This window comes from Pseudocitrobacter faecalis (assembly GCF_965231525.1).
GTDB classification, from domain to species: Bacteria; Pseudomonadota; Gammaproteobacteria; order Enterobacterales; family Enterobacteriaceae; genus Pseudocitrobacter; species Pseudocitrobacter faecalis.
In genome coordinates this window covers 275,329-291,925 of sequence record NZ_CBDDNJ010000002.1, presented here as the reverse complement: position 1 = coordinate 291,925, position 16,597 = coordinate 275,329, and the positions used below count along the sequence as shown (strand labels likewise).

14 protein-coding genes and 1 rRNA gene are annotated in these 16,597 nt (G+C 53.2%); 5 read left to right on the top strand and 10 right to left on the bottom strand.

From position 1 onward, the window contains the following. Positions 1 to 102 precede the first annotated feature (102 nt). The 4 genes from ACOXYR_RS02040 to ACOXYR_RS02025 all read right to left on the bottom strand — a co-directional run bounded on the left by ACOXYR_RS02040 (position 103) and on the right by ACOXYR_RS02025 (position 4,467). Positions 103 to 1,644 (bottom strand): 16S ribosomal RNA (locus ACOXYR_RS02040). 435 nt (positions 1,645 to 2,079) lie between these two features. Further along, entirely contained in the window at positions 2,080 to 3,261 is a 1,182-nt protein-coding gene (locus ACOXYR_RS02035; protein ID WP_421355371.1) for a cyanate transporter, read from the bottom strand. Positions 3,262 to 3,309: 48 nt separating this feature from the next. Continuing rightward, on the bottom strand, positions 3,310 to 3,780 hold the full coding sequence (gene cynS, locus ACOXYR_RS02030; RefSeq protein WP_108475140.1) for a cyanase: 471 nt from the start codon (positions 3,778 to 3,780) through the stop codon (positions 3,310 to 3,312). Positions 3,781 to 3,807: 27 nt separating this feature from the next. Further along, positions 3,808 to 4,467 carry a carbonic anhydrase gene (locus tag ACOXYR_RS02025; RefSeq protein ID WP_108475139.1) on the bottom strand — a complete coding sequence of 220 codons (660 nt, stop codon included), beginning with the start codon at positions 4,465 to 4,467 and terminating at the stop codon, positions 3,808 to 3,810. A gap of 109 nt (positions 4,468 to 4,576) precedes the next feature. On the opposite strand from ACOXYR_RS02025, the gene cynR reads away from it, so the two are divergent. The 5 genes from cynR (at position 4,577) to ACOXYR_RS02000 (ending at position 11,134) form a co-directional block, all read left to right on the top strand. Then, complete coding sequence (gene cynR, locus ACOXYR_RS02020) at positions 4,577 to 5,464, top strand: transcriptional regulator CynR (RefSeq protein ID WP_189624148.1); 888 nt, start codon at positions 4,577 to 4,579, stop codon at positions 5,462 to 5,464. Between the two features lie 652 nt (positions 5,465 to 6,116). After that, a complete protein-coding gene (locus tag ACOXYR_RS02015; RefSeq protein WP_108475137.1) occupies positions 6,117 to 6,767 on the top strand; it encodes a fimbrial protein in 651 nt (216 codons plus the stop codon). Between the two features lie 99 nt (positions 6,768 to 6,866). After that, positions 6,867 to 7,571 carry a fimbrial biogenesis chaperone gene (locus ACOXYR_RS02010; protein WP_415728218.1) on the top strand — a complete coding sequence of 235 codons (705 nt, stop codon included), beginning with the start codon at positions 6,867 to 6,869 and terminating at the stop codon, positions 7,569 to 7,571. Between the two features lie 69 nt (positions 7,572 to 7,640). Continuing rightward, on the top strand, positions 7,641 to 10,157 hold the full coding sequence (locus ACOXYR_RS02005; protein ID WP_421355372.1) for a fimbria/pilus outer membrane usher protein: 2,517 nt from the start codon (positions 7,641 to 7,643) through the stop codon (positions 10,155 to 10,157). Further along, entirely contained in the window at positions 10,154 to 11,134 is a 981-nt protein-coding gene (locus ACOXYR_RS02000) for a fimbrial protein (RefSeq protein WP_108475134.1), read from the top strand. Before ACOXYR_RS02005 ends, ACOXYR_RS02000 begins: the two co-directional genes overlap by 4 nt. A gap of 1 nt (position 11,135) precedes the next feature. Here the strand turns inward: ACOXYR_RS02000 and nikR are convergent, their stop codons facing one another. The 6 genes from nikR to nikA are packed head-to-tail and all read right to left on the bottom strand — an operon-like array spanning position 11,136 to position 16,467. After that, complete coding sequence (gene nikR, locus ACOXYR_RS01995; protein ID WP_108475133.1) at positions 11,136 to 11,534, bottom strand: nickel-responsive transcriptional regulator NikR; 399 nt, start codon at positions 11,532 to 11,534, stop codon at positions 11,136 to 11,138. A gap of 5 nt (positions 11,535 to 11,539) precedes the next feature. Beyond that, a complete protein-coding gene (gene nikE / locus ACOXYR_RS01990) occupies positions 11,540 to 12,346 on the bottom strand; it encodes a nickel import ATP-binding protein NikE (protein WP_421355373.1) in 807 nt (268 codons plus the stop codon). Then, positions 12,343 to 13,107 (bottom strand): nickel import ATP-binding protein NikD, encoded by a 765-nt coding sequence (gene nikD, locus ACOXYR_RS01985; RefSeq protein WP_421355374.1) that lies wholly within the window; start codon positions 13,105 to 13,107, stop codon positions 12,343 to 12,345. The genes nikE and nikD overlap by 4 nt, the downstream gene beginning before the upstream one ends. Continuing rightward, positions 13,107 to 13,940 carry a nickel ABC transporter permease subunit NikC gene (nikC, locus tag ACOXYR_RS01980; RefSeq protein WP_113858985.1) on the bottom strand — a complete coding sequence of 278 codons (834 nt, stop codon included), beginning with the start codon at positions 13,938 to 13,940 and terminating at the stop codon, positions 13,107 to 13,109. The genes nikD and nikC overlap by 1 nt, the downstream gene beginning before the upstream one ends. Continuing rightward, on the bottom strand, positions 13,937 to 14,881 hold the full coding sequence (nikB, locus tag ACOXYR_RS01975; protein ID WP_189624156.1) for a nickel ABC transporter permease subunit NikB: 945 nt from the start codon (positions 14,879 to 14,881) through the stop codon (positions 13,937 to 13,939). The genes nikC and nikB overlap by 4 nt, the downstream gene beginning before the upstream one ends. After that, positions 14,881 to 16,467, bottom strand: coding sequence for a nickel ABC transporter substrate-binding protein (gene nikA / locus ACOXYR_RS01970; RefSeq protein WP_421355442.1), 1,587 nt, complete (start codon positions 16,465 to 16,467; stop codon positions 14,881 to 14,883). Before nikA ends, nikB begins: the two co-directional genes overlap by 1 nt. Between the last annotated feature and the right edge of the window lie 130 nt (positions 16,468 to 16,597).

Sequence of the window (16,597 nt, the reverse complement as noted above, 5' to 3'; positions counted from 1 at the left end):
TTTTTAAAGAGCAAAACTTCTTAATGCACTCGAAAGTACATTCAGAAGTTCATCATTTATCAGACAATTTGTGTGAGCACTTCAAGGAACGGTTCTTTAAGGTAAGGAGGTGATCCAACCGCAGGTTCCCCTACGGTTACCTTGTTACGACTTCACCCCAGTCATGAATCACAAAGTGGTAAGCGCCCTCCCGAAGGTTAAGCTACCTACTTCTTTTGCAACCCACTCCCATGGTGTGACGGGCGGTGTGTACAAGGCCCGGGAACGTATTCACCGTAGCATTCTGATCTACGATTACTAGCGATTCCGACTTCATGGAGTCGAGTTGCAGACTCCAATCCGGACTACGACATACTTTATGAGGTCCGCTTGCTCTCGCGAGGTCGCTTCTCTTTGTATATGCCATTGTAGCACGTGTGTAGCCCTGGTCGTAAGGGCCATGATGACTTGACGTCATCCCCACCTTCCTCCAGTTTATCACTGGCAGTCTCCTTTGAGTTCCCGACCGAATCGCTGGCAACAAAGGATAAGGGTTGCGCTCGTTGCGGGACTTAACCCAACATTTCACAACACGAGCTGACGACAGCCATGCAGCACCTGTCTCACAGTTCCCGAAGGCACCAAAGCATCTCTGCTAAGTTCTGTGGATGTCAAGACCAGGTAAGGTTCTTCGCGTTGCATCGAATTAAACCACATGCTCCACCGCTTGTGCGGGCCCCCGTCAATTCATTTGAGTTTTAACCTTGCGGCCGTACTCCCCAGGCGGTCGACTTAACGCGTTAGCTCCGGAAGCCACGCCTCAAGGGCACAACCTCCAAGTCGACATCGTTTACAGCGTGGACTACCAGGGTATCTAATCCTGTTTGCTCCCCACGCTTTCGCACCTGAGCGTCAGTCTTCGTCCAGGGGGCCGCCTTCGCCACCGGTATTCCTCCAGATCTCTACGCATTTCACCGCTACACCTGGAATTCTACCCCCCTCTACGAGACTCAAGCTTGCCAGTTTCAAATGCAGTTCCCAGGTTGAGCCCGGGGATTTCACATCTGACTTAACAAACCGCCTGCGTGCGCTTTACGCCCAGTAATTCCGATTAACGCTTGCACCCTCCGTATTACCGCGGCTGCTGGCACGGAGTTAGCCGGTGCTTCTTCTGCGAGTAACGTCAATTGCTGTGGTTATTAACCACAACACCTTCCTCCTCGCTGAAAGTACTTTACAACCCGAAGGCCTTCTTCATACACGCGGCATGGCTGCATCAGGCTTGCGCCCATTGTGCAATATTCCCCACTGCTGCCTCCCGTAGGAGTCTGGACCGTGTCTCAGTTCCAGTGTGGCTGGTCATCCTCTCAGACCAGCTAGGGATCGTCGCCTAGGTGAGCCATTACCCCACCTACTAGCTAATCCCATCTGGGCACATCCGATGGCAAGAGGCCCGAAGGTCCCCCTCTTTGGTCTTGCGACGTTATGCGGTATTAGCTACCGTTTCCAGTAGTTATCCCCCTCCATCAGGCAGTTTCCCAGACATTACTCACCCGTCCGCCACTCGTCAGCAAAGCAGCAAGCTGCTTTCTGTTACCGTTCGACTTGCATGTGTTAGGCCTGCCGCCAGCGTTCAATCTGAGCCATGATCAAACTCTTCAATTTAAGTTTGATGCTCGTGAATTAAACTTCGTAATGAATTACGTGTTCACTCAGAGACTTGGTATTCATTTATCGTCTTGCGACGTTAAGAATCCGTATCATTGAGTGCCCACACAGATTGTCTGATAAATTGTTAAAGAGCAGTGCAACGCGGCGTGAAGCTCACCGTTGCGAGGTGGCGTATAATACGCTTTCCTCTCTCAGAGTCAACCCTGATTTTCAGGATTTTTCTCTTCAACCAACCGGCTGTTTGTGTGAAGTAATTCACATCTGCCGTGTCAGTGGGAGCGCATTATAGGGAGTTACGCCGAGCCTGCAACCCCTAATTTGCACATATTTCACTGACTGCTGCATTCCACAGCATAACCCTGCCTTATACCCACTTAACCACAGAGTTATCCACAAAGAAGTGCTTTTTACTGATGAAAGGACGCCGTTCTATTCTGTTGCAGACCACTCCTGCGGATAGCGTGACGGAACAAAACGCAGCGTCAGCAGCATTAATCCAACAACACAGCACGCATGAAACACCCAGTCGACGACAAAATCACCGCTCATGCTACGTAATAACCCCGAAAGATAAGGTGACAGCCCGGCAATGATAAAACCCATCCCCTGCATAAACGCCACCAGCTTCCCGGAAATAACCGGATGTCCGGCATGATCGAGCGCCAGAACGAGGCAAAGCGGGAAAGCACCTCCCAATCCTACCCCGCAGGCGATCGCCCACAGCACGGAAAGATGCGCAGGCCACAGGATAAAGCCGAGGAAACCGATCATTTGTAAGGCCAGCGCCACCAGCAGCAATCGCCGCCGATCCTCATGCCGCGCCAGCAAAGGTAGCAGCAGCGCGCCAGCCGTCTGCCCGACAGTCATCAGCGCCAGCAGCGTGCCACTAAACTGCGCGCTATTTCCCAGTTGCATATAATAAGGAGGCAGCCAGGCTATCAGACTGCCATAGCCGCCATTAATAACACCGAAATAGAGCCCCAAAGACCATGCACGGGGATTGCGGGTGATGCGAATTGAACTCTGAGCGCTTCCCGGGCCAGCTCTGGTGGAACCTCGGCTTTGCGGCCACCAGCCAATCAGAGCAATAATTGCAGGCACTGCCCACCATGCCAGGGAGCTGTACCAGAATTCACTCTGCCCGGCGATCCATGGCGTTAATGCCGCCCCCAAACCTCCGCCCCCCATCAATGCCGCTGACCAAAGTCCCATGACCTGTGGCATACGACGCTGAAACTGGCGTTTGATAACCGTGGGCATCACAACCTGAATAACACCAATGCCGATTCCCCCCAGCAGCGCGCTACTCAGAAGCACGACGCTGTGGGGTGCCAGTTCACGTAGCAGTGCTCCGAGGGTGATCATCAACAGACCGATCGCCACGCTATCACGTTCGCGAACATGACGATTGATCCAGCCTCCCGCTAACGCCAGACCGCCCATCGCGATCATCGGCAATGCGGTAAGAAGAGAAGCCAGCGTAAAACTCATGCCGCTGGCAGCTCGTAATTGTGGAAGTAAAGGCCCGATAGACGTGAGTAACGGGCGCATATTCAGGCCAATGAGCACCAACACCAGGAGCATCAGACCAGTACGAGGAGATTGTTTCATGTTGTTCTTTTAGCCCGGCGCGGACAACGCGACGGACTTTACTCAGTTTTAGAAAGGTTTTGTCGGCAGATATTTACCATCCAGCGTAATCACCGCGCGTTCACCGCCTTCGGGATCGGCCACTTTTTTGACATCCAGTTTGAAATTGATGGCACTGATAATGCCGTCGCCGAACTTCTCATGAACCAGCATCTTCAGCGTGGAGCCATATACCTGCAGGATTTCATAGAAGCGATAAATGGTCGGGTCAGTGGGGACGCGGTCGTCAATACTGCCGCGCAGAGGGATCGTTTGCAGAAGCAGCACCGCATCTTCATCCAGCGAGAGCTTTTCACCAACCAGGCGCGCCGCATCAGCCGGCAATGCATGCTGCCCCAGCAAGGCCGCGGTGACAAAAGCTTCAGACAATCCTGTACCATCGGAGAGTTGCGCAAAGGTAAGATCTTTTTTCGCTTTAATAAGCAGAATCTGATCGGCCAGAGAAAGGCGAATATCGCGGTTAATTTGTGCGTGGATCATGATGGAACCTCCTTTATATAGAAAAAATTAAGCGGCTGACAGGCTACGAAGTGGCATCGCGCAGGTATTCGGGTTCTCAGCAAGCGAGACAAACTGCCCGCTGGCACCGTTATAAGCGGCAATGTCACCGCGTTCGATGTCGTAAACCCAGCCATGCAGCGCGAGTCGCCCCTCTTCCAGCGCCAGGCGCACTGACGGGTGAGTCTGAAGATTGGCCAACTGCGCAATGACGTTTTCCCGCACCATTGAGGCGGTTTTCGCCTGCAATGAAATGTGCGTGCGTGATTCATTCACCACACGAGCTGAATCGGCATAACGCAACCAGTGACTGACGGCGGGCATACTGTCCAGACAATGGCATCCGGCTATCGCGGTCATCGCACCGCAATCTGAGTGACCGCATATGACAATGTCATTCACTTTTAAAACCGATACGGCGTACTCCACCGAGGCGGTGACACCTCCCGGCTCGGGGCCATAAGAAGGAACAATGTTGCCCGCATTACGGATGACAAACAGATCGCCAGGCTCACGCTGCGTTACCAGTTCCGGCACCAGGCGGCTGTCAGAGCACGAAATAAAAAGCGCACGTGGGTTTTGCTGGTTCGCCAGCGTTCTGAAAAGCTCGGCGCGTTCTGGAAAGACGTTGCGCTGAAATTTCAAAAAGCCATCAATAATCTCTTTCACGATTGTTCCTCTGTCTCACTATGGAATGGGCACAGGCTACTCGCTACTTCTCATAAGATAAAAGACTCATTTATAATGAAGTCTATTGGTTATACTTATGGGTTAGTTCATGCTGTTACGACATATTCACTACTTTCTGGCTGTCGCTGAGCATCGCGGCTTTACCCGCGCCGCCACGGCGCTTCACGTTTCACAGCCCGCGCTTTCACAGCAAATCAGACAGCTTGAAGAGTCACTTGGCGCGCAACTGTTCGATCGCAGTGGTCGCCATATTCAGCTTACCGATGCCGGTGAAGCCTGGCTGGATTACGCGAGAAATGCGCTGAGAGCGCTGGAAGAGGGAAAGCGGGCAATTCATGACGTTGAAGATTTAAGCCGTGGCTCACTGCGTGTCGCCGTTACCCCCACGTTTACCTCGTGGCTTATCGGGCCGCTTATGGCGACGTTTTACGCGCGCTACCCCGGTATCACCCTGGCGTTACAGGAAATGTCGCAGGAGAAAATGGAAGAGCTGCTGCTCAATGATGAACTGGATATTGGCATCGCGTTTGATGATGTTCATTCAGCGGACATCGACGTACTGCCGCTACTGAAGGAATCCCTTGCGTTGGTTGTCTCTGAAAGCCATCCGCTGGCTCAACAGGATTGCGTAGCGTTGTCACATCTTAATAATGAAAAACTCATTTTACTGAGTGAAGAATTTGCGACCCGCGAACAAATTGATCGCTACTGCCGCCAAAGAGAACTGCATCCACAGATAGTAATGGAAGCTAACTCTATCAATGCCATTCTGGAACTGGTGCGCCGCACAACGCTCACCACCCTCCTACCGTCGCCAATTGCCGCACAAAATGAAGGATTAAACGCCGTGTCACTGAAACCGCAGTTGCTGGAACGAACTGCCGTGCTGCTACAACGCAAAGGCGCGTGGAGAACGGCCGCCGTAAAAGCATTTACGACACTGGCGCAGGAAGTGACGGGAGCGTACCCCCGATAGCATTGAATTCGCCCGCCAGCAGGCGATAGTGCTTTTTTCACTGAGACAGAAGACGAGTATGGCATCAACCGCACTCTCATCAACACTCAAAGGCGGCGCGCTGCTTTTGCTGCTTCATATTTTGACCTTTGCCGCCTTTAATTCACTCCAAATACTGTTCCTGGTACATTTCCAGAGTTTTTCATTCGAATATTAACAAAATCAGTGAGCGCTATTATTTAATTTTTCATCCCCGAAGGAGTCATTAGCAATTTTGTAATTTTCTTGCCGGAAATAGATACACTCCCTGACAAGTCATTGCTATAAAGCTGGGACTTGTCATACAAACCAACTGACACACCTCGTCAATAAAAAGAGAGCTGACGCACATTACAAACCGTCATTCAATATCATCAGCCCTGGTTTTCACTTACGAAAATTACCGCCATTTCAATACAGTCATACTATTTCGCCACCAAATCCGCCGAAAAATACGAAAAAGGCATTAGATGCAATACCGTTTCGGTTGCCCACTATTATCGGGCAGCATTTATCACAGGAGAGATTAAATAATCGCGAAGAATTATTTAATCACTGAAGAGAGGAAGCTGTGCACGTCTTTATCATTGTAATTCGAATGTCCTATTAAACAACACAGTAACAGGATACGCACATGAAAAAGATATATCTGGGTTTGATGGTTACCGCGGCTTTATTGGGTGGTAATGTGGCAGCCTATGCAGATGACGCATCTGTAGAATCATTTAATTCGCAAGGCCACGGCGGCGATAATGACCATGGTGGTTACCCTGGCGGCGGAAATGGTGGCTATGTTACCGGTGGGCAAGTGTTCTTTGACGGTGATGTTTATACCGGCTCCTGTAAAGTAAAAATTGTCGGCGGCAAAAATGACGGAAATACTATTTTCCTGAATTCCGTTCGTACAACCGCGCTTTCTGTTAAAAATGCGCTGGTTAACCGCACAGATTTCAGTATTAATTTGAAAGACTGTGGTGACCCGGATGGTAAACACGGCACCTTTACGCGTAAAGTCAAGTGGACTGACTCTTCTGGCCTGGTAACCGGTACAAGCTTCCTGAAAAATACCGACAATAGCGGTGCCACTAACGTCGCTTTTGCACTCACTAACCCTAATAGCCCTACGGTGATCAAACCGGGTAACGACAATGGTAAAATCCGCGATACCAATGACGGCACCTGGGATATTTATAAATACCAGGTTAGCTATGTGAACCCGACCAACAGCAGCGCGACTGCCGGGCATGTTGCAGCCAATGCAACCTATGAAATTTCTTACGATTAATCGCAATAAAAAAAGTGGCGGTACGCCGCCACTTTTCCTTCACTCACCTAATCCCGTAAATAATGACAACAATATAACTTAGAGAAGATGAGGGTGTTTATGAAGCTTATCGCTGCACTCGGTGGATTAATGTTAACGTTTCCGGTTTTGGCAGACAGCATTATTGTAAACGGAACACGTTTTATCTATAAAGGAAACGAAAAAGAACTCACCGTACAACTCTCAAATACTGCGGAACGGCCTTCGCTTGCCCAGGTCTGGCTGGATAATGGTGATGCGACCATTACACCCGATAAAATTACGACACCATTTATTATTAACCCCCCGATTTCACGTATTGATAGCCACAGCGGGCAAGTCATACGCATTAAACTCAATGCGGGTAATAGCTTGCCGCAAAACAAAGAATCCCTGTGGTGGATAAATGTATTGGATATTCCTGGCGCCTCTAAAGCGGATAAAGCACCGGAAGGCATCGGTGTTTTCAAAATGGCCGTGCGTTCGCGGTTTAAGTTGATATATCGCCCGGAACCTCTTTCTGGCCGAGTCTCGGCCATTGCCAAACTCAGATTGCAGCCTGCGGGAACCGCGCTGACATTAACGAATCCGACACCGTTTTACATTACGGTTGCCACGATTAGCCAGGGCCGTGGTGAACCGATAAATACAGAAGCCGTTATGATTGCCCCGCAATCTTCACAAACGATTAATTTGCGCCAGGCCGTGCGAGCGGGGGAAGAATTAACCCTTGAAGAGATCAATGACTATGGCGCGCTGGCAAAAAGTAAAACCCGGGCAGGTTAATGTCATTACGAGATAAATAAATGGCACCAGTAATGGTCGGCGTATTCTCTTTTTTCAGGGCGGAATCTCATGGAGCATTGGCGAGTCACACCCTGGCAGGTTGGCGGTCTGGTGACCCTTTTTTGCCTGGGAACCGGCATTTGCCGAGCGGAACAGGTTAACGCAGAAGAGAGTGGAACAGACTATGAATTCGACAATAACTTCATCGTCGGTAGCCAACAACAGGCCAGCATGAAACGGTTCGATGCTCTGGCATTCAAACCAGGCACCTATTCCGTTGACGTTTATACCAATGAGAGCTGGAAAGGACGCTATGACGTTGACGTTAAGCGTTCTGCCGATGGCAAGCCGCAGATCTGTTATACAGCAGAAATGCTTCAGAACTTTGGTCTCTCACCTGAGAAGCTGGATTCGACAAAAACCAGCGACGAAAAATTCTGTGGAACGCTATCTCAGTGGAACAGTGAACCCGCGCTGAAAGATACGTTTAGCGCCTCCACGATGCGTCTGGATTTCAGTGTCCCTCAGCGGCTGATGGATGGCAGTAGTAGCGGCTATATTCCGCCGCAATTCTGGGATGAAGGGATTACCGCGCTCAACCTGGGTTATATGGCCAACTACTACAACATCATGAAATCTGACAGTAATGATAAAGGCGCAAGCGCTTATCTGGGCGTGAACGCTGGCTTTTCCTCAAACGGCTGGTTACTGCGCCATTCCGGAAACTATACCTGGGATGAGAACAGCGGCGAGAACAAATGGAATAGCAACCAAACCTACTTACAGCGCCCTATTGCGGCAATGAAATCGATCCTCACGATGGGGCAATTCAGCACCAACGGCACGTTTTTCGACGCCATCAGCCTGATCGGTCTTGACCTGCATACGGACGATCTCATGTACCCTGATAGCATGCGTAGCTACGCGCCCGTCGTGAACGGCGTGGCGCAGACTAACGCCCTGGTTACCGTTCGTCAGGACGGCAACATTATCTATCAGACCACCGTCACGCCGGGCCCCTTCAGCCTTACGGATGTTTATCCTTCAGGCACGGGTAACGATCTTATTGTGACCTTGCAGGAAGCCGATGGGCGCACCTCTACCTGGTCTATTCCCTATGATTCAGTGGTGCAGTTATTACATCCGGATATGAGTCTGTACGGCATTGCCGCCGGTCAGGTTGATGAAGACGGGCTGAAAGATAAACCGACCATCGGCCAGGGTAGCTTTCAGTATGGTTTGAATAACACCTTCACACTCTATTCAGCCCTCACGGGGTTCAACGATTATCAGGCCGGACAGGTTGGCGTGGGGATGAATACCGGTTATGGCGCGCTGGGGCTGGATGTGACCCAGGCAAAAACGAAACTGCCCAGCGCCACAACATCGGGTCAGGAATACCGCGCCACCTTTAGTCGCATGTTTGGTGCCTCGCAAACCAGCATGAATATTCAGGGATGGGTTAATAACTCCGACAATTACTACTCTCTGCGTGATGCACTCTACGCCCGCGATGACGAAATGCGCGGCACCACCAGCACCAATATTCGACAAAAAAGCGGCGTCAGTTTTTCCATTAACCAACAACTGCCGGAAGCGTGGGGGATGCTCTATCTGAATGGTTCCGTCACGCGATACTGGCATTACTCCGGCAAAGAAGAGCAGTACTCACTGGGATACAGCAATAGCTGGGGACGTCTGAGTTGGTCATTGACGTTCCAGCGGAGTTATTCCAATGAGAATGAAACAGATGACGATACCGGGACAACCTCCTCAAGACGTAAAAAAGAGGATTTCGTCTTTCTGAGTTTCAGCTATCCCCTTTTCCAGGGCGAAGATAGCTCTGCCACGCTTTCATCGAACACCCAATTCAAAGACTCGTCCTTCGATCGCAGCCAGTTGGGTGTCAATGGTTCAGTCGGTCAGGATCACGCGCTGACATGGGGCGTCAACGCGAACACAGACAAGGAGGGTCACTACACGACAGGCGTTAACGGCGGATACATCTCCCCCTGGACGGCGTTGTCGAGCAGCTATACCTATGGTCGCAGCTATCAGCAGGCTGCCGCCTCTGCGGAAGGCTCGGTTGTCGTACACTCCGGCGGCGTGACGCTCACGCCGGAAACAGGAACAACGCTCGCGCTGGTTGAAGCAAAAGATGCCAAAGGCGCCGCCATCATGGGCGCGCCGACCTGGTTTGATAATCAAGGTTATGCCGTACTTTCATCCTTGCAGCCTTACCGCGTCAATAACATTGAAATCGACCCCAAAGGGGCGCACGAAGATGTTCAATTCGCCAGCACTGAAGCCCGAACGGTACCGTATGAAGGCAGCGTGGTGAAGGTGGTATTCAATACCCGCCGCGAAAAAACGCGCGTGTTTTTTGCCAAACAGAGCAACGGAACGCCGCTCCCATTCGGCTCTGAAATTACCGATGGGCGAGGTAAATCCCTCGGCTTTGTCGGCCAGGGCAGCACACTTTATATCACTGGCGAAAATGTGAAAAACGCCTGGGTTCGCTGGGACGGTGGGCAGTGTCAGGTGGTACTGCCGATCGGTGGTTCACAACAGCTGAGGTGCTTATGATGCTTCGCATAAAATGGTGGTTAGCCGCCACGCTGCTCACCAGCGGCGTGGCCCATGCCGGTTGTATTCTGGGATCAGACGCCATCCCTTCCCCACTGTTTATGGATATTGGGCGCATCATGGTTCAGCCGCAAACGCCACCCGGTACGGTGATTGCCAGCCGCAGCTGGCCGTTACGCGACAATCGTTTGCAGCTTCAATGTAGCGGCTCGCAGAGTCTGGAAACGAAAGTTATCGCCAATGGCAGTCGCGAAACAGGCAATCAGATCTGGTCAACCAATATTCCCGGTATTGGCCTGCGATTTACGCTTCAGCGCCAGGCTCAGCAGATTGGCTATCCAGGGAAAATTGACGTTGGCGGAGGCGGTAAAAGCGATGTCTCGCTTAACGATCTCACCTTCAAACTGGACGTCATTAAGACAGCGAGCCTTGTGGGGAGCGGCACGGTTGCCGCCGGGCAATACACCACTTTTGGTAGCGGGAGTCAGTCGTTGCTGAATACCTGGCTGCGCGAAAATTCGCTGATTATCGTCTCGCCCTCTTGCCGCATCACCAATAATGCCAACTTTCGTGTGAATCTCGGCTCCATTCCCCTTGCGGCTCTGAAGGGGAAAGGTACAGGAGCCGGAGGGCGCAATTTTTCGATTCGTATGCAGTGTGCGGGGAATGTTAGCGTCGCCGGTACGCGGCTGAATATGACCTTTGACGGAAACACGCCAGAGGGTATTTCACCTGCCCTGGGCGTGATTCGCAATGAGAGCCGCAGCAGAACCGCAGCGGAAGGTATCGGCGTGCAGATCATGGACGAGAACCGCCGACCGGTGCCGTTCCGCCAGGCGAATCACGTCGCGACCCTGAATAGCGCCGTCTCGCAGTTTATTGACCTACGCTATTTTGCCCGATTCTATCAATATCAACCCAAAGCGCAGGCGGGTGATGTCACCGGGCATATGGTCTTCAACGTAAGCTACGACTAATTCACTCTTCCGGCAGGCACTGCAAATGCCCGTGCCGCACGCCGCGCTGGGCGATAACGTCATCGGCAAAATGCTGCACATCGCCCATGTCGCCTTTTAGTACGGCGATTTCCAGACAGTCGTCGTGATTAATGTGCACATGCAGCGTGGCGACCGAGAGATCGTGGTGATGGTGCTGCGTGGAGACAATACGGCTGGCTAAGTCGCGTTTTTCGTGTTCATACACATACGACAGCACCGCGAAACCTTGTGTGCCGTGCTGCTGGGTAGCCTCCTGCGCCAGCGCGCTACGCAGAATATCGCGGATCGCCTCTGAGCGGTTGTTATAACCACGACGCTGGCTCAGGCTATCCAGCGTCTCCAGTAAATCGTCATCAAGCGTGATGGTGACTCGTTGCATTTGCGTTAAACCTTTTCTGTGGCGCGACGGCGCACGGGGAATGCGGGTAATACCGCGTTTTGAAGCACGCGTCCGGCGTCAGAGGAAAAGGCTAATTTCTCCCCCACGGTCTGTGTTTCAACAATGTACCCGTTATCCATCACCATCACCCGCTGGCAAAAGCGTTCCACCAGGCGTAAGTCGTGGGTGATGAACAGACAGGCGGTGCCAAACTGTTGTTGCAGCTTTTTCAGCAGGCGAATGACGCCCGCCTGTAGCACGAGGTCAAGGTTGGAAACGGCTTCATCCAGAATCAGCAGTTTTGGTTCGACCGCCAGCGCGCGCGCCAGGCAGACGCGCTGAAGCTGGCCACCGCTTAACTGCGGTGGGCGTTTATCGAGCACGCTGTCGTCGAGATCGACCGCCTTCAGCATTTCGCTGGCGCGCGCCAGTTGCTCCGATTTTTTCAGCGATAGCAGGTGGCGCATCGGTTCACGCAGGATCTCGCGCACAGTTTTACGCGGATTCACAGCGCTAATGGCGTCCTGAAACACCATCTGAATATCGCGGCGGAACGCCTTACGCTGCGCGCGATTGAGCTTCGCCAACGGTTCGCCGCGCCAGCTAATATTTCCCTGTGAGGGCGATTCTAAGCCTACCAATAGCCGCGCGAGGGTGCTTTTGCCGCAGCCGCTGCGTCCCAGCAGGGCGACGGTTTCACCGCTTTTCAGAGTCAGAGAAACGTTATTGAGTACCGCATGATGCTGGTGCTTACCGCTAAATCCACCGTGCGCATAGTGATGGGAAAGGTCGCATACATTAAGTAAAGTCATGATGCCATCTCCATACCATAAAGCGCGAGATGAGCCGAAACCAGGCTGCGCGTCACCGCATGTTTAGGGGCGTTAAACAGCGTTTCGACATCGCCCTGTTCGACAATCTTGCCGTCAGACATCACCGCCACGTCATCCGCCAGACGCGCCACCACACCCATATCATGAGTCACCAGCAGCATTCCCGGCGCCTGTTTTTGCATAATGCTTTCCAGCAGATCGAGGATGCGCGCCTGTGCGACTACATCAAGGTCGGTGGTTGGTTCATCGGCGATGATAAACGGCGATTCGCACAGCACTGCCATCGCAATCATCATGCGCTGCAACATACCGCCGCTCATCTCAAACGGGTACAGCTTCAGCACGCGCGCGGCGTTTTCCAGCCCCACCGCTTCTATGGCGGCGATAAGCGTAGCGTCATCGGCGGGTTTCCCTAACGCCTGGCAGGTTTCCCGCGCGTGGGTGTGCATGGTGTGCAGCGGATTAAAGGCGCTGCGCGGGTTCTGCATGATGGTGGCAATTTTTATCCCGCGTAGCGTACAAGGCGAAACCGGTTTGCCATCGGCTAAAATTTCCCCCGCCGTCTGGCGAACACCAGCGGGCAGAATGCCCAGCGCAGCGGCGCAGGTTAATGATTTCCCGCTGCCGCTACCGCCGACTAACGCCTGCACGCGCCCGCGTTGCAGGGTTAACGATACGCCGTGTACCAGTGGCTGCACGACCTGTAGCGTGATATTACGTAGTTCAATCTGTTGTGGCATTAGTGTGCGTGCTCCGTCACCAGATGAGGGTCCAGATGATCGCGCAGTGCGTCACCCACCAGGTTAAAGGCCATCACGCTGATAAACAGCGCCAGCCCCGGCCAGAACATTTGCAGCGGCTGAGTCCAGATATACTGGCGCGCGTCGTTAATCATCACGCCCCATTCGGCGGTCGGCGCGGTCACGCCAAGGCCGAGGAAGGACATCCCCGCGACGTGCAGCATCATATGGCCGATATCCAGCGTCGCCAGCACCAGCAGCGAGGGGATCACCGCACCTGCCAGATGATCAACAAACACCCGCACATGGCCCGCCCCGGAAAGTCTTGACGCCAGCACAAATTCGCGCTGGCGCAGTGAAATCACCAGGCTGCGTACCATGCGCGCGTACCACGCCCAGTGCGACAGGGCGATGGCGATAATCACGTTGGTTAGTCCAGTGCCGAGTACGCCAACCATAAAGAAAGACAGAATCGAGGTCGGGAAGGTCATGAACATATCCGCGACGCGCATGGTAGCCTGATCAACGCGCCCGCCAATCAACCCGGCGCTGCCGCCAATAACCAGCCCTAATGTCAGCACCAGTAGCAGGCAGGCCATTACCGAGCCGAGCGACACGCGCGTCGCCGCCATCAGCCGCGAGAAAATATCACGCCCTAAGTGATCGGTGCCCAGCCAGTGCTGCGCATCCGGCGAGAGCAGGCGCGACGGCAGATCAATTGCCTGTGGATCATACGGCAGCCACCACTGGCTGGTGAGCGCAATCAGCGCCAGCAGGGCGATAAGGATCACCGCCAGGCGTACCGACCAGCGGGAAGAGAGGAAAAAGTTCACGCGTGCGCTCCTTCATGACGACGAATACGCGGGTCCAGCGCGGCGTTGAGCAAATCGACAATCAAATTGCAGACCACAAAAACCACCACCATCATCAGCGTAAAGCACTGGATCACCGGATAGTCACGGTTAAAAATCGCCGACACCGCGTAGCGCCCGACGCCCGGCCAGGCAAAGATATTTTCGATAATCATCGTCCCGCCAATCAGTTCACCAATGTGCATCCCCACGGCGGTGATCATCGGCAGCGAGGCATTACGCAGGATATGGCGGCGTTCGGTCTGTTTGTCGTTCAGGCCGCGCAGCCGCGCCCAGGTCACATGACGCTGACCAGCGACGTCCAGCATGCTGGCGCGCAGCAGCCGCGCGTTTATCGCCAGCGACATAAAGGCGATGGAAACCGCGGGCAGAATGATGTGCTGCCAGCCACCGTAGCCCATCGCGGGCAGCCATTGCAGGTAGACGGAGAAGAACATCACCAGCAAAAATGCCAGCCAGAAGTTGGGCATCGACACACCAAGAAACGCGATGAAACGCACGGCGAAATCGGGCAAACGATCGCGATGACGAGCCGCCCAGATGCCGAGCGGCACGGAGGTCAGCAGAATTAACACCAGCGCCGCCCCCGCAAGTTCCAGTGTGGCGGGCAGGAAATTCAGCATATCGTCCAGCACCGGGCGCTGCGTGGCGAATGAGATGCCGAAATCGAGATGCAGCGCCTTCCACAGCCAGGTTCCGTACTGCACGTACAGCGGCTGATCCAGACCGAGCATGGTGCGGGTAGAGGCCAGCATCTCCGGCGTCGGCGGCAGGTTAGATAAACGCAGATAATCGAGCGCCGGGTCACCGGTACCGAGACGCAGCATCAGAAAAATAATCACCGAGGCGGAAAGCACCATCGGGATCAGCAACAGCACACGGCGGAATACGTAACGCAACATCAGGGTTTCACCGGATTAATCTGTTCAAAAGGAATATCGCTGGCGATTGGCGCGTAAGGGATTTTGCCCAGTTCAGGTTTTGCCACCACCATCATCGAAACGTAGCTAATCGGCAGATACACCGCATCGCTATGCAGGCGCGTCAAAATATCGCGGTAAAGCGCCTGGCGTTTCGTCTCGTCCGGGGTTTCCAGAACTTCGCCGATCTCTTTATCAATCAGCGGCTTGTCGGCCAAGCCTTGTTGCGCCTGAAAATCAGCGTGTGATGGTACGCGCATCGAGCTTAAAAACGCATGCGGATCGTAAGGCGCGCCCCAGGTGCGGTTGAAGATCATGCCAAAACGCCCATCGCGCTGACGCGCGTAGATGCTGCTCTCTTCTTCGCCAACCAGCGCCACATCGACGCCAATCTGGTGCATATCGGCCTGAATGATTTCGGCCATTGATTTGCTTAATGCATCGGTGCCGATGAACGACAGTTCAATGCGTAGCGGCTGACCGTTTTTCTCGCGGATAGTTTTCCCGGCAGGCAGCGTCCAGCCTGCTTTTTCCAGAAGATTTTTCGCCCGTTGCGGATCATACTGGCGCGGTTTCAGGTTGAGGTCGGCATAAGGTACGGTCGGCGCAAACAGCGTATCCGCCACCTGCTGCGTGCCGTAAAGCACGTTGTCGATCAGCGATTTTTTATTCACCGCGTAATTCAGCGCTTCGCGTACCGCCAGTTCATTGGTGGGGGCTTTAGCGGAGTTGAGTGCCAGCATCACCGTTTCAATCGGCTGTGAAAGCTGGGTACGGTACGCCGGGTTATGGCTGAAACGCTCAAAGGTATCAAGCGGCAATAACCCTTCATTGCCATACAGCAGGTCAATATCGCCGGTTTCAAACGCGACTGCGCGGGTGGTTGGATCGGGGATGACTTTAAGGGTTATTTTTTTAATCGCTGGCTTTTCGCCCCAGTAGTTTTCGTTGCGGACGAAGACATCGTACTGATTCAGTTTCGATTCTTTCAGCACCCACGGGCCCGTGCCGATAGGTGCTTTAATCCCGCGCATCGTCTCGTTATTTTTAAACTGCGACGGGGCGATAAAGCGGAAAGGTCGGGGTAAGGCCAGCTCTTGCAGGAAGGGGTAGTAGGCGCTTTTCAGGGTAATTTGCAGCTCGGTTTTATTCAGCGCTTTCACATCGACAATCTGATTCACCAGCTCCAGCCAGGCATGACGCTGACGGTTATCGAGCACCACGCGGAAGTTTTCTGCTGCCGCCTCTGCATCAAACGGTTCACCGTTGGAGAAGGTCACATCATCGCGCAGGGTGAAGGTCCAGATCTTGCCATCTTCCGAATGCGTCCAACTTTTTGCCAGCCAGGGTTTCACCGAGCCATCCGCCTGATATTTCACCAGCGGTTCGTAAACCATGCTCTGGGCGAACATCTGATTTGGCGTATAAAGATGCGGATTGAGCGGCCCAACGTTAACCGGCCAGGCGGTAGTGATTTCATCTGGCGCAGCGGCGTGTGCGAAAAACGAGGCACAGGTCAGCAGCGCAATGAGCGTGCGACGGAGAATGGACAAAACGGTGACCTTCAGTGAAAAGGAGTAAGACTAAGTGAGTATGATGATTTTAAGGATTCATCATACGTTTGGGCTGTGCTGGATCAATTTATGCGCCGAATTGACGGAAGGGTTCAATATTGTGTCGTGATGTTCGCAGGTAAAA